The sequence below is a fragment of the Novosphingobium sp. PP1Y genome, from assembly GCF_000253255.1.
Lineage (GTDB): Bacteria > Pseudomonadota > Alphaproteobacteria > Sphingomonadales > Sphingomonadaceae > Novosphingobium.
Genome location: NC_015580.1, coordinates 980,645 through 1,001,485, shown reverse-complemented (window position 1 = coordinate 1,001,485; position 20,841 = coordinate 980,645). Strand labels below are relative to the sequence as shown.

Below are 20,841 nucleotides of genomic sequence, written 5' to 3'. Positions count from 1 at the left end.
CCGATGAACCGCGCAACCCGATCGCTCTGGCTTTGCAGCGCCCTGGCTCTCGCCGGGTGCAACATGGCCCCCAAGTACGTGCGCCCGGACCTGCCGGTTCCGGCGGACAGCCCCTCCGGCGCTGCTTACGATAACGCCGCATTGCAGGGCTCTGCGCAGGATCTGGCAAGCACCGCCTGGGAAGACTTCTTTACCGACGAACGGCTGCGTGAAGTGATCCGCACGGCGCTGGCCAGCAATCGCGACTTGCGCGTATCGCTGGCCAATGTCGAGCAGGCCCGAGCGCTCTACAAGGTCCAGCGCGCCGACCTTCTGCCCGGCGTTGCCGCCAGCGGCAGCGCGACCTACCAGAAGCTACCCTTTGCTGCGGCGGGCCAGGTCAATGGCGGCGGTGCGGGGCGAATGGACAACTACTCGGCTTCGCTTGGCGTTTCCGCTTGGGAGCTGGACCTCTTCGGCAGGGTACGCAATCTGACGAAGGCCGCGCAGGAAGACTTCTTCGCCGCGCAGGCGAACCGCGATGCGGCGCAAGTCGCGCTCGTCGCCGAAGTCGCTTCGGCCTGGCTAACGCTTGCGGCAGATAGCGAGAGCCTCGCCTTCTCAACCAGAACCGCGCAGGCTTATGACGAAACCGTCGCGCTGACCGAAGCGCGCTTCAAGGCGGGCGTCGCATCGCAGCTCGAAGTGAGCCAGGCCCGCACGAGCCGCGATCAGGCGCGTTCGGACATCGCCGCGCTGACGACGCAGGTTGCGCAGGACCGCAATGCGCTGGAACTGCTTGCCGGGACGAGCCTCGACCCGGCCACGCTGCCCGCCGCCCTGCCTGGAAATGGTGCGACCATCGGCCAACTGCCCGCCAATGTGCCTTCCACCGTCCTGCTGCAACGCCCCGACATTGCCGCTGCCGAACACCAGCTGATCGGTGCCAATGCCGACATCGGCGCGGCGCGCGCGGCCTTCTTCCCGCAGATCTCGCTCACGGCCGCCCTGGGAACGATGAGCCTCGGGCTGTCGAACCTGTTCAAGTCCGGCAGCGAGACCTGGTCGGTCGCACCCTCCGCAAGTCTTCCAATCTTCGATTTCGGCAAGAGGGCCGGCAACCTGCGCTATGCCAAGGCCACCCGCGATGCGATGGTCGCCCAGTACGAGAAGAGCGTGCAGACCGCGTTTCGCGAAGTCGCCGACGCACTCGCGCGGCGAGGCACCATCGACGAGCAGCTCGATGCGCAGGTTTCACTGCGCGACAATGCGCAAGTCGCCAACCGACTGTCGCAGGCGCGTTTCAGCAAGGGGGTGGATAATTTCCTGACCACTCTCGATTCGCAGCGCAGCTACTACGCGGCCGAGCAGTCCCTGATAGCCACGCGATTAGTGCGCGGCGCGAATGCCATAGAGCTTTACCGCGCTCTTGGCGGAGGCCTCAAATAACCGATGCCCGCTCAGAAAGCTTGAGAAACCGCGGCTTGCGCCGCGCCCGTCAGCGCATCAGGTGCCAGTACAGGATATAGGCAACGCCGAGCCAGCTGCTTGCCATGCAAATGCGATTCCCGATGGAATCCAATAGCGTCATATCAACCTCTCCCGGAGCTTTCATCCAGTTCCCGGACTTATTATCCAGTGAATGCTGAAGGCTAACACGAGTTTGGCGCGATGACCAGTACCCTGTGAAGGACCCGATCGCCCCGGACTTTTGCCAGTGGGGCCTTGTGCGCGCCGGCGCTAGGACATGGGTTTAGCGAATCCGCCGGGGACAGCGCGGATCACCCCGGAAGAAGAGAGTGCCGATGCCGACGATCCGCTATTCCGCGCCGCTGCAGGTCCTCGTGGCAGTGCGCGGGCATCCCTTCGACCGCACAGCGTTCGATGCGATCTTCCAGGACATGGAAGGAATTGCGGCAACCATGGTCGATCAACCCGCTGCCTCGCAGCTCATGAACCCGCAGGGGTTGGCGCCTTACGATGCCCTGGTCCTCTACGACATGCCGGGCCTCGACTTCGACGCGCCGCACGAGCCGCCTGCCCTCATCGACCCCGGACACGCTTTCCGGGAGGGCTTTCGCGCCCTGCTCGAAGAGGGCAAAGGCATCGTCGCGCTGCACCATGCATTGGCCGGATGGCCCGCCTTTCCCGACTATGCCGAAGCGCTGGGCGGCACTTTTCTATATCGCTCGCGCGAGGTTCGCGGGCAGCTTCGTCCCGATTCCGGCTATCGGCACGGCGTGGAGTACACGGCGCAAGTCACCGCCACCGCGCATCCGGTGATGGCTGGCATTCCCGCCAGCTTCGCAATGAAGGACGAACTCTACCTTGCCGAAATTTTCACCGATTCCGTGACCCCGCTGCTGCGCGCCGATCACCGCTTCGATCGCGACGGCTTCCACTCGGCAACCGCCGCGATGGAAGGGCGCATGTTCGACAATCAGGGCTGGGAACATGAGCCGGGCAGCGACCTCATCGGCTGGACGCTGAAGTCGGGAAACAGCCCGGTGGTCTACCTCCAGCCGGGCGACGACCGGACGACTTACGACAACCCGGTCTATCGCCGACTGGTGGAAAACGCGATCCGCTGGGTCGCCTCGCCCGAGGCACGGGACTGAGCCTGCCTTACATCGCCGGGTGCGTGGCGGTGAGGCCGCCGTCGGCGACAAACATGCCGCCCGTGCAATAGCTGCCTTCGTCGGATGCCAGAAACAGCGCGAGGTTCGCGATCTCGGCCGGGTCGGCCATGCGTCCCAACGGCGACATTGCGTCGAACACGTCCTTGAGTTCGGGCGCAGCGGCGATGTGTCCGGAAAGGATTGCGGTGAGCGTCGTTCCCGGGTGGAGCGTATTGCAGCGGATCGGCAGCTTCTCCTGCGCGCACCAGGCCGCGATCGAGCGGGTAAGGCCGACCACGGCATGTTTCGACGTCGTATAGGCGGAATCGAAGGCAAGGCCGAGCAGCGAGGTGGTCGAGGCCGTGTTGACGATCGATCCGCAACGCCCTTCTGGCAGGTCGCGCATGGCCGCAATCGCGGCACGGCAACCCAGCATCGGCCCGGTGACATTGACCGCCATGATCCTTTCCCACCCTGCCAGGTCGGTTTGGTCGATCGGCTTGTTGAGGACGATCCCGGCATTGTTGCACAGCACTTCAAGGCGGCCATCGCGGCCAAGGACCCGGCCCATGACTTCGGCCCAGCCCGCCTCGCTGGCCACATCGAGGCGCACGAAGGTGGCGCCGGCTTCGCCTGCAATGCGCTCGCCCTCCTTCTCGTCGAGATCCGCGAGCCAGACCCTGGCGCCTTCGGCAACGAACCGCCGGACCATGGCTTCACCGATGCCCGACGCACCCCCGGTGACCAGCGCCACCTTGTCCTGCAGCCGGCCCATCAGTCGAGGCTCACGCCGAACAGGGTCGAGCGCGGCTCACCGGTATCGGTATAGACCGGCTCGGTGCCGGCCACCGAGTAGAGCTTGATGTCGAAGGCGCTCAGCTGAAACGATTCCAGGTGTCCGCGCATTTCGAGATAGGAGCTGTGCCTGAAGTGTCGCAGGAGATCGCGTTCGCTCTCCCACTCCTCGTAGACGTGCATCAGCCCTTCCTCGAGTGGATCGACCGACCAGTTGTAGGCGACACAGCCTTGCTCTTCGCGGCTCTGGGCAATGAGATGCGCCCCGCCGCGCACGACCTGCGCGCAGACGTCGCCGCCACCGAAGCGAAGCCATCCGGCCACGATGATACGCATTGAAGCTGTCCTTTCCCATTCTGTCCCGCATGCGTGCCGCAACGCGCGCTTCGCGCAATCGTAAGGCAAGCCGACCGGGAAGGCGCACTGTCAAAAGGCGCAGCTGCCGCCGACTGCGGCGCGGCGCTCATTGTGCGGGATAGACGCCGGCGAGAACCTTGTCGAAATGGCCGGCCACCTGTTTGTTGCAGGTGCACGCGCGTGAGGCGAGCGCTTCGGGGTCGAGCACCTCTATCCCACCGCGTCGGGTGCGCAGCATGCCGTCGCGCTTGAAGCGCTGCAGGACCCGGCTCGCATAGCTGCGGCCAATTCCCATCATCGAGGCGAGTTGTTCCTGCGTCATCGTCACATCATGGCTGCCAGTCCGTTCCACCGCCGCCGAGAGCCATTTCGCAGCGCGATGCTCGATGGTGTGGACAGCGTTGCAGGCGATCGACTGGAACACCTGCGCCATCAGGCAATCGGCATAGCGGGCGAAGAGATGCGCAATCGCATAGGATTCCCGCTTGAGACGTTCGAGGTCGCGCAAGTCGATTCGCAGGAAGCGCCCGCCGTGCAGGACATTGGCACGGGCATAGGAAGGCAGGCTGCCTGCACTGACGACTCCGCCCAGCGCCCCTTCGCGGCCGATCAGCACGGTTTCCACCGCAACGCCGCAGTCCAGCTCGACGAAATAGGAACACAGCGCTGAGCCCAGAGGAAAATAGCAAAATTCGACGTTATCGCCCGGATCGTAGATCACGTGCCCGGAGCTGAAACTGCACTCTTCCAGGCGGGAATCGAGTAAGTCGCGATCCTCGGGCCGCAGGGCCGAAAGCAGACTACTGCCCCCATGTGTGATTGTAGCCGTCATCGTCTCCCGTCCGTCGCAGACACCTCGCAGCAGGTTCGCAAGTGTGAACACCAAGGGCTGCGCAATGTTCCCGCGGCAAGCGTGCGGTAGTGAACAGACGGGGCAGCAAGATGCTGTTAGAGAGTTACGCAGGAACATTTCGCAGATTTACGAATTCAACCACACCGATGGGGTGCCCCCTGTCTCTGCAAATGTCTTCGCCCCGAAAGTCGAGTCCACTATGTGCGCCGCTATGAATAATGCTGAAGCACCTGATATGCTGGCGGAATTACGCGCAGCAACTGCGCAGGCTCATGCCCGACTGGACGGTGCATTCGGCGCGCTGGACCTTTCCGAGAGGGACGGTCTGGCCCGGTTTCTCAGCGCCCATGCGATCGGCCTGGGGCCCCTTTTCCCCGTCTTCCGCAACTTCGTCGAGAGCGAACTTGGCATGAATTGCCCGGATTACCCGGCGATGCTGAGCGAAGACCTCAGATCCCTGGGCAACGATCCGGACGACCTGCCGCAGCTGGCGGTCGATCCGGCGCTTCAGGCACCGTCTGCGCCAGTCGGCGTGGGCTATGTCGTTGCCGGCTCCCGGCTCGGCATGGCGGTTCTTCGCAAGCAGGGTTACTGGGGCGAGCAATCCACTTCGGCCACTCCAGGCAGATACATGGAAGACGAAAGTGGTCATGCCGTCTGGAAGACACTGATGCCCTGGCTCAAGGGCCGGACATTCGATCAAGGTGAACGCGAGGCCGTCACGGCCGCCGCGTTGGCCGCTTTTTCATCATTCGCCAGCGCGTTCGCCGTCAGTGCAGGCCGAAAGAACACAATAGAAACGGGGGCTGATGGCTGACGACACACATCAGGTGGACCTTACCACCTGTGACCTGGAACCCATTCACGTAATCGGCCGGATACAGAGCTTCGGTTGGCTCCTGTCGTTCTCCAGCGACTGGATCATCAACCATGCCTCGCTCAATTGCGAAGAGCTTTTCGGAAAACACCCACGCGATCTGGTCGGCCTCATGGCCAAGGACTTCCTGTCAGGCAGCGCCCTGCACGACATCCGCACGCGCCTGCAGATCCTGAACGGCGCCAACTCGGTGGAGCGCATCTTCGAAGTCGACCTGCTGGGCGACGGTCGGCTGTTCGATACCGCCATCCATCAGTCGGGCCGTTCCTACATTCTCGAAATCGAGCCGCATGAGGGCGGCCGTCGCCGCGACTACGTCAGTTACGTGCGCCCGATGATCGATCGCCTGCGCGATTCCACCACGATCGAGCAGCTTTGCGCCAGCGCCGCGCGGCACTTGCGCGGATTGACCGGCTTCGACCGCGTCATGGTCTATCGCTTCGAGGGCGACGGTGCCGGCGAAGTGGTGGCAGAAAGCCTCAACGGCATGGTCGACAGCTTCAAGGGACTGCACTTCCCCGCTTCGGACATTCCTGCCCAGGCACGGCGCCTCTACGCGCGCAACATGCTGCGCATCATCAGCAATGTCGACGATCCGACGGTGCCGATCCATCCCACCTGCGGTCCCAACGGCGATCCGCTGGACCTTTCGATGTCGGGTCTGCGCGCCGTATCGCCCATTCATATCGAATACTTGCGCAACATGGGCGTCAAGGCGTCCATGTCGGTGTCGATCATGCGCCGGGGCAAGTTGTGGGGCCTGATCGCCTGCCACCACTACTCGCCCCTGGTGCTGTCGTATTCGGTACGCACCGCGAGCGAGCTCTTCGGTGAATTCTTCGCCTATCTGCTCGACCAGAAGGAAACCGACTTCACACTGGAAAAGCGCGCCGATTCGATGCGTCTGCATGATGAGATCATGTCGCGCGTGGCTGGCGGCGGGACCCTGCTCGAAGCCTTCGGCGAATTCACCGAATCGATCGGGCGCGTGATCGATTTCGACGGCGTCATCGGCTACGTCGACGGCCAGTTCATTGCCTACGGCGATGCGCCCGACAAGGAACAGTTCATCGAACTGGCCCGCTTCCTCAACACAACCGGTGCGAGCACGGTCTGGTCGACCGACAACATTGCCGCGATCTTCGAACCCGCCCGCGAATGGGCTGACAAGGCCGCAGGTCTTCTGACGCTTCCGGTATCGCGCACCCCGCGCGACTACATCGTGCTGTTTCGCAAGGAACAGCTGAGGCAGGTCAACTGGGCTGGCAATCCCGAAAAGGCGGTCGAGCTCGGCCCCAATGGCGTGCGCCTGACCCCGCGCAAGAGCTTCGAGATCTGGAAGGAGGAACGTCGCGGCTATTCGCGCCCCTGGACCTCGGAGGAGAGTTCTGCCGCGGAATCGCTGCGCATCACCCTGCTTGAGGTCGTCCTGCGCCTCGCCGATGCCGCCAACGTCGAGCGCAAGCAGGCAAGCCAGCAGCAGGACATGCTGATCGCCGAACTCAACCACCGCGTGCGCAACATCCTCAACCTGATCCGTGGCCTCGTCTCGCAGAGCAAGGAAGGGGCGCGCTCGATCGACGAGTTCGCCGAGATAGTCGGCAGCCGCATTCATGCCCTCGCCCGCGCGCACGACCAGGTGACGATGACCGACTGGTCGCCGTCTTCCATTTACGAACTGATCCGCACCGAGACCGCCGCCTATGCTTCCAACAGCGCCAATCGGGTCGTCATCGACGGCCCCGATGCACTGATCGCTCCCGGCGCCTTCACCACGCTTGCCCTGGTCGTGCACGAACTGATGACCAATTCGTGCAAGTACGGTGCACTGTCGGATTCGTCGAGCACGGTGAACATCATGCTCAGCCATGGCGACGACGGTTCGCTGGAGATCAACTGGCGCGAAAGCGGCGGCCCGCCCGTAGCCGAGCCGACAAGGCGCGGTTTCGGCTCGACGATCATCGAGCGCACCATTCCGCACGAGCTGGGGGGCTCGGCATCGTTGGTCTATCCCAAGGATGGCCTGCGCGCGATGTTCCTGATCCCATCCGATCACGTTTCGAGTTTCGCTACACCTTCGGCCGCGCCGCGAGAAATACAAGGAGAGCCGCCTTCGGCGACCGACATGGCAGGACATCTCATGAGCGGCACCGCGCTAATCGTCGAAGACAACGTCATCATCGCCATGGAGGCCGAGGACGTGTTGCGCTCCTTCGGCTTTACCGACTGCCGCATCGCGGGTTCGGTGTCGGCTGCGCTCGAGACGATCGAGGACATGAAGATCGCTTTCGCCATGCTCGATATCAACCTGGGCAAGGACACCAGCGAGCCCATCGCCGAAGCGCTGCAGGAACGCAGCGTGCCCTTTATCTTCGCGTCCGGCTACGGCGAACGCTCGCTGCAGGCCGGCGCGTTCAAGGGGGTCCCGGTAGTCACCAAGCCTTATGGCGAACGCGAAGTCCGCTCCGCGATCGCCAGGCTCCTGCAGGGTCGCACGGCCAGCAAGGAAGAGGCCGGTAGGAACTGATCGGGGGCAAAAGGCGATCGTCAAGGTGCGGTGTTCTCGCGACCACTGCCCGCCGGCCCGCCCTTACAAGGGAACATCTCCCGAGGTTCGGTCGTTTCCGGTTCAGGCAAGCGCGGAAATTCCACGCCACTCTGCGCCACACAGATGCAAGGACTGATCCATGGCAGACGCACGCATATTCCAGGACCTCAAGGCAGACCACGACCGTCATCGCAAGATGCTCGAGCAACTGGGCGAGACGCAGGGCGATTCCAACGAACGCCGCGCGCTGTTCGAGGAGCTGCGCCTGGAACTGCAGGCCCATGCCGCCGCCGAAGAAGAATCGCTTTACGCCACGATGCTGGCCGATCCCGATTTGCGCGACGAAGCCCGTCACTCGGTTTCCGAGCACAAGGAAATCGATGACTTCCTTGCCGAACTGATGGACACCGACATGAGCTCGGGCGCCTGGCTCACCAAGTTCAAGGACATGCGCCACCGCTACCTCCACCACATCGACGAGGAGGAGGAAGACATGTTCCCTGCGGCCGCCAAGGACCTGCCTGCAGAGGAAGAAAGGAAGATCGCCGCCATCTTCGAGAAGCGCAAGCCGAAGGAACTGGAAATGGCCGCCAAGGACGGACCCGGCGACGAACGCGAATAGGCCTGCGACGCGGATTCGCATGCCTGCTGCCAGCGTCCGCTGATGCAGGCCTGCAAAAGGGCCCTTCCGCCGCCTGCTGCGCCGGGAGGGCCCTTTGCGCTTTCAGGGAACGCATGGGGCCCCGGCGCGTTGAATCGACATAATCCGAGGAGAGGTGACATGGAAAAGCAGATGGATCGGGAAATCCGCAAGACGTTCTGGAACGCCTTCCATTCCAGCCCCGTAGTCATGATGCGTCTGAACGAGACCGCCGGTCACGCCGAGCCGATGACGGCGCAGCTGGACAAGGAAGCGCATCACGCAATCTGGTTCTTCGCCAAGCGCGGAAATCGCATCGCCCGGGGCGGCAAGGCCATGGGCCAGGTCGCCACGCTGCGGCACGATGTCTTCGCTTCGCTTTCCGGCCTGCTGGTAGAGGAAACCGACCCCGCCGTGCGCACCAAGCATTGGAGCCACGCGACCGAAGCCTGGTTTCCCAACGGCAAGGACGACCCCAACGTCATCATGCTGCGGTTCGATATCGACGACGCGGAAGTCTGGACGGCGCATATCGGCGTCAAGGGGGCATTCAATCTGCTCACCGGTCGCCCCATCGATCCCTCGCAGGCCGGCGATCACGTGCTTGGCGCGGTCTGATCCCTCACACCGCGAACAAGGGGGACGCGGGAACGTGCGCTTCTCGCGTCCCTTGCCATTAGCCGTAGCTGTACCCGGCAGCTTGCACGAACCCGTCCTGCAGAACCAAAGGTGATATTGAAGCCGGGAATTTCGGGACTTCAGCCTTGCGCCGGATCGACGCGGCCGCTTCGGCGCGAGAGCAGGTAACGCCATACCCCGATACAATTGATGACGAAGAGGACGAGGTTCTGCGTGCCTATCCCGGCCGCGTCATCGTCGAGGAAACCCCATCCGATCAGTGCCATCGAACTCGTCACAAAGATTACGAAGCCAGCACCAGTCCACTTCCGGCCGAGGTTGAGTGAAACGATCAGCGCCGCCAGCGTACCCGCGGCGGCGCCATAATATTGCATTGCCTGCAACCAGAAATCGCTCATCCCGGCACTCTTTCCACCAGGTGGGTCAGACCTGTCGCAGGGGTTCGAGTTCGCGCGGTCGCCCGGCCTCCGGGCATCCAGCCAGCGCATAGGTGATCGCTGCCAATATGCTCTGGCGCGAAAAAGGCTTCTGGACGATCCCCACGGCCGTATCGGCCGGCATGTCGATCTGCGCCGGATTGGCCGTAACGTAGATAACGCGGGCGCCATAACGTCCGGCAAGCTCGCGGGCGATTGCCGGGCCGGTCAGTCCGTCACGCAGGTTCAGGTCTACCAGCGCAATGTCGGGGGCCTCACCCAGCTTGGCAAGCGATGCCGTATCGGGAACTGTTCCGAGAACCGCGTAGCCACCATCGGCGAGAATGTCTTCCAACTGCAAAGCGAGCAGGAATTCATCCTCGACGATCAGGACCTTGGCAGAATCTGGTAAACTTGCGCCCACGGTTAGGCTTTCCTCTTCAGGCGGCAAGACTTTCAACGTCATCCGCATTCGCAATCTTGACCAGCTCTTCGAAGAACGCGTCGATGGCATCGCCCTTCAGAACGAAATCGTGGCGCGCGTCCGGAAGCTGGCCGGATTCGATGACATTGGCGAGCATGGCGCGCGCGCGGCAGATGCGGCTCTTCACCGTCCCCAGGGCGATATCGCAGATCCCGGCGATTTCCTCATAGGACAGGTTGCCGGCAGCAACCAGGATCAGCGCTTCGCGATAAGATTCGGGAATGGCGGTAAGGGCGCGCAGGACATCGCCCAGCTCGACGGAGCTTTCCTGCGTGGCTGGTGCGCGAAGGATGCGCTCGGCCGCCACTTCGTCATAGTCGCCATGGAAGCGGGCGCGACGCGCTTCGCTGTAGAAGTGGTTGCGCAGGATCGTGAAGATCCATGCCTTGAAATTGGTGCCTGCCGCATAGCGGTCGCGGGCCGCCCATGCCCGCAGCATCGCTTCCTGCGCCAGATCGTCAGCCCGGTCGCGGCATCCGCACAGACCGCGCCCGAAGGCACGCAGGTGCGGGGCGACTTCGGCCAGGGCACGTTTGAAATCACGGTCGTTGAGTGCCGTGGCAGTCTCTTGCTCGGGAGCGCTCCCTGCTTGGGCTGCTTCTGACATTACTGGACCCTCCATCATTGTCTCTCAGCAAACCAACGCCAGCCGAAGCGCGAAAGTTCCCGAAAGCGGGGTGCAGGCCGCGTAAGCTGCGGCTTTACCGCACACATGTGTTTGAAAAATAGCAAATTATGGCAGTTAGCCGCGCTTGCAAAAAAGCAAGGCGCCGAAAAATATTCCGCGTCTTGCCGGGAACAACCATGCCTTGAAAACATTGAGGCCTCCGTTCACGCTGTGGTGAACGAAGGCCTCCGGGATCGGGTCACCACCGGGTTGCGGGGGGAGGTGGGGAGCCAGTGGTGATACTGCGCAAACGTGGAGGAACCGAAAGAGTTCCCGAAAATGAGTCAAATCGAAAAAAATTTTCCGGTTGCCCTTGTCGACCTGCCCCGTCAGACCTTTGAACCAGTCAATAAGGCGTCAAAGATCTAATCTTGCACCACACGGGAAAATGTTCCCATTGCCGAGGTATGCGAATGTCCGTCTCAGACCAGATTGCCACCAACCTTCCCTACTTGCGCCGCTACGCGCGTGCGCTGACCGGGTCGCAGCAGTCGGGCGACACTTACGTACGCGCGACGCTGGAAGCCGCTCTGGCCGACAACGCCCTGCGCGACGAAATCGCGGCAAGCCGTGCTGCCCTCTATGGCGCATTCACCCGCATCTGGTCGACCGGCCACGTCGAGCAGCAAGGCCTGGTCGGCGCGGGCGAACGCCATGAGCAGGCGGCCCAGACCCGTCTCGCCCGGATCGCACCGACGCATAGGCAGGCCTTGCTGCTGACGACGGTCGAGGATTTCTCGCGCGACGATACCGCCAGCATCCTGGGCGTCTCGCCCGTCGACGTGGACGTGCTCGTCGACCAGGCGATCGCAGAGATCGATGCCGAAAGCGCCACCGAAGTGCTGATCATCGAGGATGAGCCGCTCATCTCGATGCAGCTCGAAGGTCTCGTGTCGGAACTGGGCCACAAGGTCGTTGGCACGGCCGCCACCCATTCCCAGGCGGTCGAGATCTTCGAACGTCACCCGGCCGGCCTCGTCCTGGCGGACATCCAGCTCGCGGACGGCAGCTCGGGCATCGATGCGGTCGAGGATCTGCTCAAGTTCGCCGACGTGCCGGTGATATTCATCACCGCCTATCCCGAGCGCCTGCTGACCGGCGAAAGGCCCGAGCCGACCTATCTGGTCACCAAGCCGTTTCAGGAAGCCACCGTACGCGCTGCGATCAGCCAGGCTCTCTTTTTCGGGTCTAGCAAGCCGCTGGCCTGACGCCCGCCGCCAGAGCGCATCGGCCTCGGGAACGACCCCTCCTCATTTCAGGAGGGGTTTCTCTTGCGTAAAGAGGCTTGACTGGCCCCGGCTGCCCGCGATCAACCCTGCTGCTGAGAGCGCAGGGCGAATTCACGCGAGGCTCGCACCGGAACCTTGAGCGTACATTCGACGCCCCCGCGGTTGAACTGCAGATCGACTTCGGACTTGAGCTCGTGGGCCACGATCTTCTCGATCAGGTCGCGCCCGAAGCCGCGCTTCGCGGGCGCCTCGACCGGGGGACCGCCCTCCTCGCGCCAGAACAGCTCAACCAGATGTGGCGAGATCAGCTTCCAATCGATGTGGATGCGCCCGTTCGGCGTGCTCAGGGCCCCGTACTTGGCCGCATTGGTTGCCAGTTCGTGGATCGCCAGACCCAGGGACATCGCGTCGTTCGGAGCCAGCTTGATGTCCGGCCCCGCCATCTCGACGTGGCTTTCGTTGCCTTCCATGTAAGGCGCAAGTTCGGAGCGCACGATGTCCTCGAGCGCGGCGTTGCTCCAGTCAGAACGGGAAAGCAGGTCATGCGTCGCCGAAAGCGCGCGTATGCGGGCAGTCAGGCTTTCGGTGAAATCGTCGATGTCGCTTGAACGGCGGCGGGTCAGCGCCGCGATCGACAGCACGTTGGCCAGTGTGTTCTTTACCCGATGATTGAGCTCTCGGGTCAGGGAATCGCGGATCGAAGCCTGGCTGGTAAGCCATTCGAGCACCCGGCGATCCTCTGCCGCGCGCTTGGTGATGAAGCGACCGATCGCCATGACCATCAGCGAAGCGAGTGCGCCGAAGAACAGGGTTATGCGCGAAAGCGGAGAAAGCAGGCCCGCCTGCTTGTCGCTTACCTGCACCACCCAGGAATGGCTGCCGACGTCGATGCGCCGCTCCATCGTCGGCCCGCTCGTACCTTCGGCCCGCCGGTCGGCCAACAGGGTTTCCGGCGACACATGGTCATCGTAGATGGCCACTTCGATGCGATCGTTGCGGTAGAGTTCGCTGGCCGAAGAGAGAAAGGTATCGGCCCGGAACGGACTGTAGACGAAGCCCTTCACGCCGCGGCCCCGGCCCTGCTTGATGATCACCGGCATGTAGATCAGGAAGCCTGCGGCATCGAGATCGCCCCTGTCCTGCACGAGATGGACCTTACCCGAGGCGACCGGCTTGCCCAGCTTCATCGCCTTCTCCATCGCGGACCTGCGAACCGGTTCGGAGAACATGTCGAAGGCGACAGCGGTGCGGTTCACCCGCGACATGGGCTCAAGGTACACGATCGGGGTCGAATACTCCTGCCCGGGTTCCGGACGGGGGTGGACGATGAAATCGAGCCGCCCGTTCTCCTGCTGGGCGACCTCGATGAAGGGCAGGTTGTCGACCGGTACGAGCGGCGCCCAGCCCATGCCAAGCGAGCCGTAAAGGCTGCCGTTGCCCTGCAGATCCTTGGCAAACTCCTTGAACTGTTCGGGATCGACCTCGCTCTGCGAGGCGAAGAGCGCGGCACCGGCACGCAGGAGTGCCATATTCTCGGTGACACGGCGTTGCAGGGCAGATGATATCTCTGTCAGATTGCGGTCGAGCTCGACCTGCCGGGTCAGCCGGTCGGCGCGCTCTATCGCCATGACGGACACCGCGGTCGTGATGCTGGCAATCAGGAAAAGCAGGAAGGGCCAGCCACGCGGAAACCTGTGAAACCACGCCTGCTTCTTCACTCTGTCCAGCAAAGCCTGGTCAATCACCCCGCAATTCCCGGCCCTTTGAAAACGCGCCAACGCGACCCGACGCGCTATCTCGCAACACTCATTCGACTCTGTTTCATTCGAGGGAACCACACGCGCAGTCAATGGTTCCACTGGTGTAGAAGTAAATTGCGCAGACTTCGGCAACATTTGGTGTCGTTACGAGACAGGCCGATCGCGACAGCGACCTCGGCCTTGACCCGCCCCGCACAAATCCGCCAAAAGTCACAGGGTATAGGAGTTAGTGTTGAATCAGCCCAAAGGTAAAGGCGAACCGGGAGCAATTCCCGCGATGCCGCCGGCATCCGGACGGGGGGATGAACCCGGATGGGCCGGTGGGCTGAGGAAGCTTTATAACTCCGTGGTGGACGAACCGCTTCCGGACAGCTTCAAGGATCTCCTCAAGAAGCTCGACGGCGGCGGCGATGCCTGACCGGACGGAGCATAACGCCGCCGACGAAGCATTCCGCCTGGAATTGCTCTCTGTCCTGCCCCACCTTCGCGCCTTTGCTCGCGGCCTTTCCGGTCGCCCTGACTTTGCCGACGACCTCGTGCAGGAAGCGGCGATCAAGGCGTGGACGGCCCGCGAACGCTATACCCCCGGCACGAACATGCGAGCGTGGACCTTCGCTATCCTGCGCAATCACTACCTTTCGGAGCTGCGCCGCTCCAAACGAAGCACCGACCTCGACGAAGGCGCGGCAGAGCGCATGCTGGTGATGGAGGCTGACCAGGAAGGCCCGCTGCATCTCTCGGACATGGAAGACGCCCTGCAGAAGCTGGCTCCTGAACGGCGCGAGGCGGTGCTGCTGATCGGCGCGTCGGGTTTCAGCTATGAAGAAGCCGCCGAAATTGCGGGCTGTCCGATCGGCACCATGAAGAGCCGGGTCGCGCGTGCGCGCACGGATCTTGCACGGATGCTCGATGGCGAGCCGGAGTTGACGGCCGAACCCCGCGCCCGCCGTTCGGGCTGACTTCCTGGGCAAGGCCGCTCTCCTCGATTGCAGACAAAAAAAAGCCACCCTCGCGAGGGTGGCTTTCTTGTTCATCACGCTGGTCTCGCGCCTGCCGCTCAAGGCGTGGCAGGCGCGATAACCCATCTCAGGCCGGGTAATTCCAGGCCGTGCCGCGGTCGAAGTTGTCCGACGCGAACTTCCAGTTGATCAGATTCTCCAGCACCGCCTTCACATAGGCCGGGCGCTTGTTCATCTGGTCGATGTAGTAGGCATGCTCCCACACGTCGATGGTGAGCAGCGGGTTCACGTCCGAGGTGATCGCGGTCGCGGCGTCGTGGGTCGAAATGACCTTGAGCTTGCCGCCATCGACGACGAGCCAGGCCCAGCCGGACGCGAAGTGGTTGACCGCTTCGTTGGTCAGCGCCTCGAGCAATGCGTCCATCGAACCGAAGTCGTTCTTGATGGCGGTTGCGAGGCTTTCGCTGGGCTCCGTCTTCTCGGGGCTCAGCGAGTGCCAGTAGAAGCCGTGATTGTATACCTGGGCAGCATTGTTGAAGAGCGGGCCCGAAGCCGACTTGGTGATCTCTTCAACCGACTTTCCGGCATTGTCGGTACCCTCGATGGCAGCATTCAGCTTGTCGACGTAGGTCTTGTGGTGAGCGCCATGATGAATCTCGAGGGTCTTGGCTGAGATGTGCGGCTCGAGCGCATCCTGTGCGTAAGGCAGCGGCATGAGGGCAATGGTCATGGCAATTCTTCCTGTTCCGGTTGTCAATTGCTTGGTTAAGGCACCCGCGCGGACTGGTGCCGGGGGTGCCGATGGATACGGGGGGCTATGTCTGGTCTCAAGTCCGGTAATTCAAGCATATAAACGCGACATTTTCACTTTTCCGCCCGACTTTTTTAGGCCTGGCGCGCACGCTTCGGACATGCGCCGACGCGCTCCGGGCCGATCCCGGAGCGCGCCGCACCTGGTCTTGACCCAGCTTCTTAGCGGACCGAACCGCGACGGAAGAGGTTAACGATCGCCAGCAGAACGACCGCACCCAGGAACGAGACGAAGAGCGAAAGAAGGTCGAACGAACCGCTGGTAATTGGCGCTCCGCCAATCAATGGCGTAATGATGAAACCAGCGATCAGCGAACCGACGATACCAACAACAATATTGAGCAGAATGCCCTGCTGCGCGTCGGTACGCATGAGAATGCTTGCCAGCCAGCCAATTACACCGCCGACAAGTAGAACAAGGATCAATGTCATTTTTCCGTCTCCGATAATTGTCTGATCGACTTGTTCAACGGGCCGGCAAGCGCTTGGTTCCTGACAGTCAACAACGGCTCATCGCATCGACAACTTGAGGTGACGCCCGTCATGGTATCGCTTCGGAAGGCGAAACTGATCGAGGGGCTGCCTCGTTCCAAATGATAAGGAAGCCGATCAGGAAAGCCGTCATGTACGCCCCGCGCCGAGAACGAACGTTCGCCGCACTGGCCGCCGCCACGATCGTAGCCGGCGGACTGGCAGCGCTTGTGACCGGCCTTGCCGTCAGCTTGCCCCTGCCCTCCTTGCCTGCCGCATTGGAAGCTGTACTTCCGATCCGCGAACTTCCTGAAAAGCCCAAGCCAAGGCAAACGCCCAGCCCCTCTCCCACTCCTGCCCCAGACCCTGCGCAGGCGGACCGGGGAGCCACGTCACCGCCCGATTACGGTGCGAAGGCCAGCCCCGTCGTCGCCCCGCAGACACTCAGGCCTCCTCTTTCGGAGCCGCCGCTGATTGCCGCGCCCAAACCTGACAGCGGCAAGGCCGCAAATGAAGGCGCGTCCGATCGCGATGGCCCCGGTCTGGGATCGGGCGGCAGCGGCACCGGATCGGGTGACGGCTTTGCAGGGAAGGGATATGGCAGCGGTAACGGCTACCGTCGGCCGGCCACGCTTCCCCGGCAGGTCAGCGGCAAGCTCCATTTCTCTGAGCTCCCGCGGGATCTCAGGCAATCGCGAGAGGGAGCCGAGTTGACCTTGCGCTACCGCATCGGCGTGGACGGTCACGCCAGCCAGTGCCGCATTCTCGTCTCGAGCGGACGCCCTGAACTCGACGCGCACACCTGCCGCACAATCACCGAGCGCTTCCGCTTCAAGCCCGCGAGGGATGGAATGGGCAATCCCGTGCCTTTCGTCATGACCGAGATCCACGGGTGGTCCGACGTCACCGATTGAGCCGCGTCCAGTTCAAAAGCACGGAGCAGTGTCTCCGCATTCGAAAAAGCCGAACATCTGGATCGGTTTTATCCCAATTCTTCGGACACCCGTTGCACCATAGATAGGGGCTCACAACGAGCCACAGGGGCTCGCTACGAAAATCTCGGAGAATTCCCATGGCTGCACATGCAATCGAAACCGCTACCCGTCCCGCCTCCTCGAGCAACGATGTCCTCGCCCTCGTCGGACGCATCGCCATCGCCGTCATCTTCATTCTCGCCGGCACCTCGAAGATCACCGACCCCGCCGGCACGATTGGCTATATTGCCTCGGTCGGCCTGCCCTTCCCCACGCTCGGCCTGATCGCCGCCATCCTTGTCGAAATCGTCGGCAGCATCGCACTGATCGTCGGCTACCGTACCCGCGCGATCGCGCTGCTCCTTGCAGTGTTCTCGGTCGTGACCGCAGTGCTCTTTCACAACCAGCTGGGCGACCAGATGCAGTTCCTGAACTTCTTCAAGAACATCGCCATCGCCGGCGGCCTCCTCAACGTCGTCGCCCTCGGCGGCGGCCGCCTGAGCCTCGACGCCCGCAAGTAAGATACGGCCAAACCTGAACTCAGGAAGGCGCCGGTCCGAGTGACCGGCGCCTTTTCCCTGTGCACGCAAAAGCGAAGAGCGGGCCGAAACCCGCTCACGCTACTTGCTGAACTTCTCGGGAAAATGGTGCCCAGAAGAGGACTCGAACCTCCACGCCCTTGCGAGCGCCGCCACCTGAAGACGGTGCGTCTACCAATTCCGCCATCTGGGCACGGGCGGGGTGCCGCGTTGCGATCCCCGCTAGGTAGGAGCGCGCCACTACGGGCTGGCCGGAAGCTTGTCAACGCCCTTTGCTCCACAAATGCCATTTGTTTTTCACTTCCTGCCAGATCGGCTGGGCAAACAAGAGCGTTTGGCCGGTTGCCCCGGCGGGGGGCTTATGCCAATGGCAAAAATCATGCGTAGCGACGCGGGTCCTCCCAATTCTCCGCGCGGCATTCGAAGGACGAAAAACCTGACCATGAGCCAACGCCCCACCGATTCTCTTGCCGGTAAGATCGTGACTGTCCTTGGAGGCAGCGGATTTGTCGGCCGTCACCTCGCCCAGGAACTGCTGAGCCGCGGCGCGCGCCTGCGCATTGCCAGCCGTAATCCGCAGAAAGCCTATGCGATCAAGCCGCTGGGCAACCTCGGGCAGGTGCAGTTCGCCCGGGTCGATGTAACCAGGCCCGATTCGCTGGCAGCCGCGCTGGCGGGGTCGGATGCAGTGGTGAATCTGGTGGGCGCCTTCTCCGGCAACCTGGACGCGCTGCAGGGCAAGGGCGCGGGCGCGATCGCCGCTGCGGCCAAGGCCGCCGGCGCATCGGCGTTCGTCCACATCTCGGCCATCGGCGGGAATGCCGATTCGGATGTCGACTATGCCCGCACCAAGGCGGAAGGCGAGGAAGCGATCCGCGCGGAGTTTCCGGGCGCGACGATCCTGCGCCCTTCGCTGCTGTTCGGCCCGGACGACAACTTCGTCATGATGTTCGGTCGCCTTATCGGCACCTTCCCGGCCCTTCCCGTGTTCGGACCCGAAGCGAAGCTGCAGCCGCTGTTCGTGGACGATGCGGCCCAAGCCATTGCCAATGCCTTGGGCAACCCCGCCGCGCACGGCGGCAAGACTTACGAGATCGGCGGCCCCGAGGTCATCACCATGCTGGAACTCAACCAGCGCATCGCCAAGGCGGAAGGCCGCTCGCGCAGCTTCATCGCCCTGCCCGATTCGGTGTCCGAACTGATCGCCTCTGCCACCGGCTGGCTGCCGGGCGCGCCGATCACCAGCGACCAGTTCAAGCTGCTCAAGGCTGGAAGCGTCGCCAGCGGCGACCTGCCCGGCATCGCCGAACTCGGCGTATCTCCGCGCCCGCTCGGCCTGTTCCTGGACCGCTGGGCCACCCAGTTCCGCAAGCACGGCCGCTTCGGCGCCAAGTCGGCGGCGTAAATGTCGAGTAAGCCAGTCACATCCGTGACTGGCTAGCGGCCCCAGCCCACGCCCCCACCCGGCCTCCCACAAAGTATATTGCCATGGGAGGCCGGGTGGGGGCGTGGGCTGGTGCCGCAAGGCCCGGGCGGATGCCTGCGCCGCACTGGCCATCAGGCCAGATAATCAGGCATCCACTTCGGCGTAGTGACTTGGCGGCTGGATGACTTCCATGCGCTCGCTGAGCAGCGGACGGAAGCTGGGACGCGACTTCATCACGAGATACCAGCCGCGCGATTGCTCGTGGCTCGACCAGTCGATACCACCGAGATAGTCGGCAACGGAGATCTGCGCGGCCGCGGTCAGGTCGGCCAGCGTCATCGTCGAGCCGGCGAGCCAGGGCCGGTGGTCGATCAGGAAATCGATGTAGTCGAGATAGTCGTGCGCCAGCTTCATGGCCTCGCGCAGCATCTTGGCGTCAGGCGACTGGCGCAGGACGAGGCGCTTCTTCATCCGCTCATGCAACAGCGGACCGGAGACGTCGTTGAAGAAGCTCTCATCGAACATCGCGATCAAGCGGCGGATCTCGGCGCGCTGCTGGGCCGTGCCGCTGATCAGCGGATTACGGTCGACCGTCTCCTCGAAATACTCGCAGATGGCGCGGCTGTCGCAGAGCACGATGTTGCGATCGGTTTCCTTGATCACGGGCGTGCGTCCGGCCGGGTTCATCGCGAAGAGGCGGTCTTCGTTCTCCCAGGGGCGGGCTGACTGCAGTTCGTAGGCAATGCCTTTTTCCGCCATGAGCAGCCTGACCTTGCGGCTGAAGGGGCAGAGCGGAAACTGGAAGATGTGCCACATGATCATCCCGCATGCCAAAGCTGCCGGTCAGCGTCCACCCGGCATGGAATCTCCGCCCACATGAACGCGTGGATAACTGCGCGACCGGGCCGATGTCGGTTAGCCGGTAGTCTTGCCGCCGTTGCGCAGGATGATCTGGCGGGCGAGATCCTTCTGTCCCTCGGCAATGCGCGTATCGACCGAAACGAAGACCTTGCCCTGCCGGATCTGGCGCTCGATGTAGTTCGCCTCACGCCCGTCGACGTCCTGGTCGGTCAGCATGCGGGCCATGGCGCCGCCGGTTGCACCGATGATCGCACTGACGGCAGCGACCGAGGACAACGAACTGGCGGCAATGGCACCCGCAGCCGCAACCAGACCGATCCCCGGGATCGTAAGGACCGCGACGCCCAGCAATGCACCGGCGAGGCCGCCGCCGGCAGCAGCGGCAGCGACGCTGCGTTTGGTGTGCCCGGCCACCCTGCTCTGGTCGGCATCCTCGAAATCACCTGCCCGCCAAAGGAGCGAGATGGAATCTTCCGGAATCCCGGCATCCCGCAGATCGGCGACGACGCGCTCGGCATCGCGCCGGCGGTCGAACAGCGCTGCAACGAGATGGCGCTTGGCCATGCCCATCTCCGCCCGTGCACTGGCGAATGCCTGGGCGAATTCGTCTCGATCCTGACTCGACGCGAAAGTCGCCCGCAGCCCCGATGAATGATGCAGGCGCGCCACGCTCGGCGACACATCATGATGCGTTAGCGTGCGCAGCAGCATTTCGATGCTCGATCGCTGCATCTTCTGGTCTGTTCCGCGATTGATCCATTCGAGAAGCAACGGCCGCGGATGGTTCGACTTGAGATAGTTGAGAACCGCCAGTTCCTCAGCCTTGATCACGAAAGCGGGATCAAGTTCAATTTTGACATCCCTTCCCATTCCATACGCATTACAGCAACTTGCGGGCTGATTGCCAGACAGGAATGATAACTGTCCCCGCTTCGGACA

At 62.9% G+C, this 20,841-nt stretch carries 23 protein-coding genes and 1 tRNA gene; 12 read left to right on the top strand and 12 right to left on the bottom strand.

The genetic code is table 11. The annotated features are described in order from the left end of the window. The first annotated feature begins 3 nt into the window (after positions 1-3). Both PP1Y_RS10905 and PP1Y_RS10900 read left to right on the top strand, forming a co-directional pair. Positions 4-1,428: an efflux transporter outer membrane subunit gene (locus tag PP1Y_RS10905; protein WP_013832278.1), complete on the top strand. Its 1,425-nt coding sequence runs from the start codon at positions 4-6 to the stop codon at positions 1,426-1,428. A 356-nt stretch (positions 1,429-1,784) separates the two neighbouring features. Beyond that, positions 1,785-2,597, top strand: coding sequence for a ThuA domain-containing protein (locus PP1Y_RS10900; RefSeq protein WP_013832277.1), 813 nt, complete (start codon positions 1,785-1,787; stop codon positions 2,595-2,597). A gap of 7 nt (positions 2,598-2,604) precedes the next feature. Here the strand turns inward: PP1Y_RS10900 and PP1Y_RS10895 are convergent, their stop codons facing one another. The 3 genes from PP1Y_RS10895 to PP1Y_RS10885 all read right to left on the bottom strand — a co-directional run bounded on the left by PP1Y_RS10895 (position 2,605) and on the right by PP1Y_RS10885 (position 4,581). Next, positions 2,605-3,372: an SDR family NAD(P)-dependent oxidoreductase gene (locus PP1Y_RS10895; protein ID WP_013832276.1), complete on the bottom strand. Its 768-nt coding sequence runs from the start codon at positions 3,370-3,372 to the stop codon at positions 2,605-2,607. Continuing rightward, positions 3,372-3,728, bottom strand: coding sequence for a putative quinol monooxygenase (locus PP1Y_RS10890; RefSeq protein WP_013832275.1), 357 nt, complete (start codon positions 3,726-3,728; stop codon positions 3,372-3,374). Before PP1Y_RS10890 ends, PP1Y_RS10895 begins: the two co-directional genes overlap by 1 nt. 127 nt (positions 3,729-3,855) lie before the next feature. Next, positions 3,856-4,581, bottom strand: coding sequence for a Crp/Fnr family transcriptional regulator (locus PP1Y_RS10885; protein WP_013832274.1), 726 nt, complete (start codon positions 4,579-4,581; stop codon positions 3,856-3,858). A gap of 43 nt (positions 4,582-4,624) precedes the next feature. On the opposite strand from PP1Y_RS10885, the gene PP1Y_RS10880 reads away from it, so the two are divergent. The 4 genes from PP1Y_RS10880 (at position 4,625) to PP1Y_RS10865 (ending at position 9,285) form a co-directional block, all read left to right on the top strand. Further along, a complete protein-coding gene (locus tag PP1Y_RS10880; protein WP_232512616.1) occupies positions 4,625-5,419 on the top strand; it encodes a biliverdin-producing heme oxygenase in 795 nt (264 codons plus the stop codon). Then, positions 5,412-8,006 (top strand): HWE histidine kinase domain-containing protein, encoded by a 2,595-nt coding sequence (locus tag PP1Y_RS10875; protein WP_013832272.1) that lies wholly within the window; start codon positions 5,412-5,414, stop codon positions 8,004-8,006. The genes PP1Y_RS10880 and PP1Y_RS10875 overlap by 8 nt, the downstream gene beginning before the upstream one ends. Positions 8,007-8,166: 160 nt before the next feature. Then, positions 8,167-8,649 (top strand): hemerythrin domain-containing protein, encoded by a 483-nt coding sequence (locus PP1Y_RS10870; RefSeq protein WP_013832271.1) that lies wholly within the window; start codon positions 8,167-8,169, stop codon positions 8,647-8,649. A 159-nt stretch (positions 8,650-8,808) separates the two neighbouring features. Next, positions 8,809-9,285 (top strand): pyridoxamine 5'-phosphate oxidase family protein, encoded by a 477-nt coding sequence (locus PP1Y_RS10865; RefSeq protein WP_148274949.1) that lies wholly within the window; start codon positions 8,809-8,811, stop codon positions 9,283-9,285. A gap of 140 nt (positions 9,286-9,425) precedes the next feature. Here the strand turns inward: PP1Y_RS10865 and PP1Y_RS10860 are convergent, their stop codons facing one another. From PP1Y_RS10860 to PP1Y_RS10850, 3 genes are read right to left on the bottom strand one after another with little or no spacing between them, the layout of a single operon-like run. Then, positions 9,426-9,704, bottom strand: a complete 279-nt coding sequence (locus PP1Y_RS10860; protein ID WP_013832269.1) for a hypothetical protein — start codon at positions 9,702-9,704, stop codon at positions 9,426-9,428. 25 nt (positions 9,705-9,729) lie between these two features. Next, positions 9,730-10,188 carry a response regulator gene (locus PP1Y_RS10855; protein ID WP_013832268.1) on the bottom strand — a complete coding sequence of 153 codons (459 nt, stop codon included), beginning with the start codon at positions 10,186-10,188 and terminating at the stop codon, positions 9,730-9,732. After that, complete coding sequence (locus PP1Y_RS10850; protein WP_013832267.1) at positions 10,163-10,813, bottom strand: sigma-70 family RNA polymerase sigma factor; 651 nt, start codon at positions 10,811-10,813, stop codon at positions 10,163-10,165. Before PP1Y_RS10850 ends, PP1Y_RS10855 begins: the two co-directional genes overlap by 26 nt. 473 nt (positions 10,814-11,286) lie before the next feature. Between PP1Y_RS10850 and PP1Y_RS10845 the strand changes: the two genes are divergently transcribed. Beyond that, positions 11,287-12,081 (top strand): response regulator, encoded by a 795-nt coding sequence (locus PP1Y_RS10845; protein WP_013832266.1) that lies wholly within the window; start codon positions 11,287-11,289, stop codon positions 12,079-12,081. 101 nt (positions 12,082-12,182) lie between these two features. Here PP1Y_RS10845 and PP1Y_RS10840 read toward each other — a convergent pair whose 3' ends face one another. Continuing rightward, positions 12,183-13,847 carry a CHASE domain-containing protein gene (locus tag PP1Y_RS10840; protein WP_041558773.1) on the bottom strand — a complete coding sequence of 555 codons (1,665 nt, stop codon included), beginning with the start codon at positions 13,845-13,847 and terminating at the stop codon, positions 12,183-12,185. A gap of 247 nt (positions 13,848-14,094) precedes the next feature. Between PP1Y_RS10840 and PP1Y_RS25745 the strand changes: the two genes are divergently transcribed. Then, the gene (locus PP1Y_RS25745; protein ID WP_139383950.1) at positions 14,095-14,280 is read left to right on the top strand and encodes a NepR family anti-sigma factor; all 186 of its coding nucleotides are present in this window, start codon (positions 14,095-14,097) and stop codon (positions 14,278-14,280) included. Further along, a complete protein-coding gene (locus PP1Y_RS10835; RefSeq protein ID WP_013832264.1) occupies positions 14,273-14,821 on the top strand; it encodes a sigma-70 family RNA polymerase sigma factor in 549 nt (182 codons plus the stop codon). The genes PP1Y_RS25745 and PP1Y_RS10835 overlap by 8 nt, the downstream gene beginning before the upstream one ends. Positions 14,822-14,948: 127 nt before the next feature. Here PP1Y_RS10835 and PP1Y_RS10830 read toward each other — a convergent pair whose 3' ends face one another. Continuing rightward, positions 14,949-15,551, bottom strand: a complete 603-nt coding sequence (locus PP1Y_RS10830; protein ID WP_013832263.1) for a superoxide dismutase — start codon at positions 15,549-15,551, stop codon at positions 14,949-14,951. Between the two features lie 242 nt (positions 15,552-15,793). After that, on the bottom strand, positions 15,794-16,063 hold the full coding sequence (locus tag PP1Y_RS10825) for a GlsB/YeaQ/YmgE family stress response membrane protein (RefSeq protein WP_041558772.1): 270 nt from the start codon (positions 16,061-16,063) through the stop codon (positions 15,794-15,796). Between the two features lie 191 nt (positions 16,064-16,254). On the opposite strand from PP1Y_RS10825, the gene PP1Y_RS10820 reads away from it, so the two are divergent. Both PP1Y_RS10820 and PP1Y_RS10815 read left to right on the top strand, forming a co-directional pair. Beyond that, positions 16,255-17,016, top strand: coding sequence for an energy transducer TonB (locus tag PP1Y_RS10820; protein ID WP_041558771.1), 762 nt, complete (start codon positions 16,255-16,257; stop codon positions 17,014-17,016). A gap of 158 nt (positions 17,017-17,174) precedes the next feature. Then, positions 17,175-17,597: a DoxX family protein gene (locus PP1Y_RS10815; RefSeq protein ID WP_013832262.1), complete on the top strand. Its 423-nt coding sequence runs from the start codon at positions 17,175-17,177 to the stop codon at positions 17,595-17,597. Between the two features lie 124 nt (positions 17,598-17,721). Here PP1Y_RS10815 and PP1Y_RS10810 read toward each other — a convergent pair. Further along, positions 17,722-17,808 (bottom strand) — tRNA-Leu (locus tag PP1Y_RS10810). Positions 17,809-18,057: 249 nt separating this feature from the next. Here PP1Y_RS10810 and PP1Y_RS10805 point away from each other — a divergent pair. Beyond that, the gene (locus PP1Y_RS10805; RefSeq protein ID WP_013832261.1) at positions 18,058-19,020 is read left to right on the top strand and encodes a complex I NDUFA9 subunit family protein; all 963 of its coding nucleotides are present in this window, start codon (positions 18,058-18,060) and stop codon (positions 19,018-19,020) included. Positions 19,021-19,185: 165 nt separating this feature from the next. Here the strand turns inward: PP1Y_RS10805 and PP1Y_RS10800 are convergent, their stop codons facing one another. Further along, positions 19,186-19,857, bottom strand: coding sequence for a glutathione S-transferase family protein (locus PP1Y_RS10800; RefSeq protein ID WP_013832260.1), 672 nt, complete (start codon positions 19,855-19,857; stop codon positions 19,186-19,188). A gap of 99 nt (positions 19,858-19,956) precedes the next feature. Continuing rightward, a complete protein-coding gene (locus PP1Y_RS10795; protein ID WP_007013409.1) occupies positions 19,957-20,772 on the bottom strand; it encodes a hypothetical protein in 816 nt (271 codons plus the stop codon). Positions 20,773-20,841: the final 69 nt, after the last annotated feature.

Bases quoted from the DNA above. Each gene is read 5' to 3' on its own strand.
- PP1Y_RS10890 (WP_013832275.1), bottom strand. From the start codon at position 3,728: ATGCGTATCATCGTGGCCGGATGGCTTCGCTTCGGTGGCGGCGACGTC.
- PP1Y_RS10885 (WP_013832274.1), bottom strand. From the start codon at position 4,581: ATGACGGCTACAATCACACATGGGGGCAGTAGTCTGCTTTCGGCCCTG.
- PP1Y_RS10905 (WP_013832278.1), top strand. From the start codon at position 4: ATGAACCGCGCAACCCGATCGCTCTGGCTTTGCAGCGCCCTGGCTCTC.
- PP1Y_RS10830 (WP_013832263.1), bottom strand. From the start codon at position 15,551: ATGACCATTGCCCTCATGCCGCTGCCTTACGCACAGGATGCGCTCGAG.
- PP1Y_RS10900 (WP_013832277.1), top strand. From the start codon at position 1,785: ATGCCGACGATCCGCTATTCCGCGCCGCTGCAGGTCCTCGTGGCAGTG.
- PP1Y_RS10815 (WP_013832262.1), top strand. From the start codon at position 17,175: ATGGCTGCACATGCAATCGAAACCGCTACCCGTCCCGCCTCCTCGAGC.
- PP1Y_RS10855 (WP_013832268.1), bottom strand. From the start codon at position 10,188: ATGACGTTGAAAGTCTTGCCGCCTGAAGAGGAAAGCCTAACCGTGGGC.
- PP1Y_RS10860 (WP_013832269.1), bottom strand. From the start codon at position 9,704: ATGAGCGATTTCTGGTTGCAGGCAATGCAATATTATGGCGCCGCCGCG.
- PP1Y_RS10845 (WP_013832266.1), top strand. From the start codon at position 11,287: ATGTCCGTCTCAGACCAGATTGCCACCAACCTTCCCTACTTGCGCCGC.
- PP1Y_RS10865 (WP_148274949.1), top strand. From the start codon at position 8,809: ATGGAAAAGCAGATGGATCGGGAAATCCGCAAGACGTTCTGGAACGCC.
- PP1Y_RS10835 (WP_013832264.1), top strand. From the start codon at position 14,273: ATGCCTGACCGGACGGAGCATAACGCCGCCGACGAAGCATTCCGCCTG.
- PP1Y_RS10805 (WP_013832261.1), top strand. From the start codon at position 18,058: ATGAGCCAACGCCCCACCGATTCTCTTGCCGGTAAGATCGTGACTGTC.
- PP1Y_RS10870 (WP_013832271.1), top strand. From the start codon at position 8,167: ATGGCAGACGCACGCATATTCCAGGACCTCAAGGCAGACCACGACCGT.
- PP1Y_RS10825 (WP_041558772.1), bottom strand. From the start codon at position 16,063: ATGACATTGATCCTTGTTCTACTTGTCGGCGGTGTAATTGGCTGGCTG.
- PP1Y_RS10795 (WP_007013409.1), bottom strand. From the start codon at position 20,772: ATGGGAAGGGATGTCAAAATTGAACTTGATCCCGCTTTCGTGATCAAG.
- PP1Y_RS10875 (WP_013832272.1), top strand. From the start codon at position 5,412: ATGGCTGACGACACACATCAGGTGGACCTTACCACCTGTGACCTGGAA.
- PP1Y_RS10895 (WP_013832276.1), bottom strand. From the start codon at position 3,372: ATGGGCCGGCTGCAGGACAAGGTGGCGCTGGTCACCGGGGGTGCGTCG.
- PP1Y_RS10800 (WP_013832260.1), bottom strand. From the start codon at position 19,857: ATGTGGCACATCTTCCAGTTTCCGCTCTGCCCCTTCAGCCGCAAGGTC.
- PP1Y_RS10850 (WP_013832267.1), bottom strand. From the start codon at position 10,813: ATGTCAGAAGCAGCCCAAGCAGGGAGCGCTCCCGAGCAAGAGACTGCC.
- PP1Y_RS10820 (WP_041558771.1), top strand. From the start codon at position 16,255: ATGTACGCCCCGCGCCGAGAACGAACGTTCGCCGCACTGGCCGCCGCC.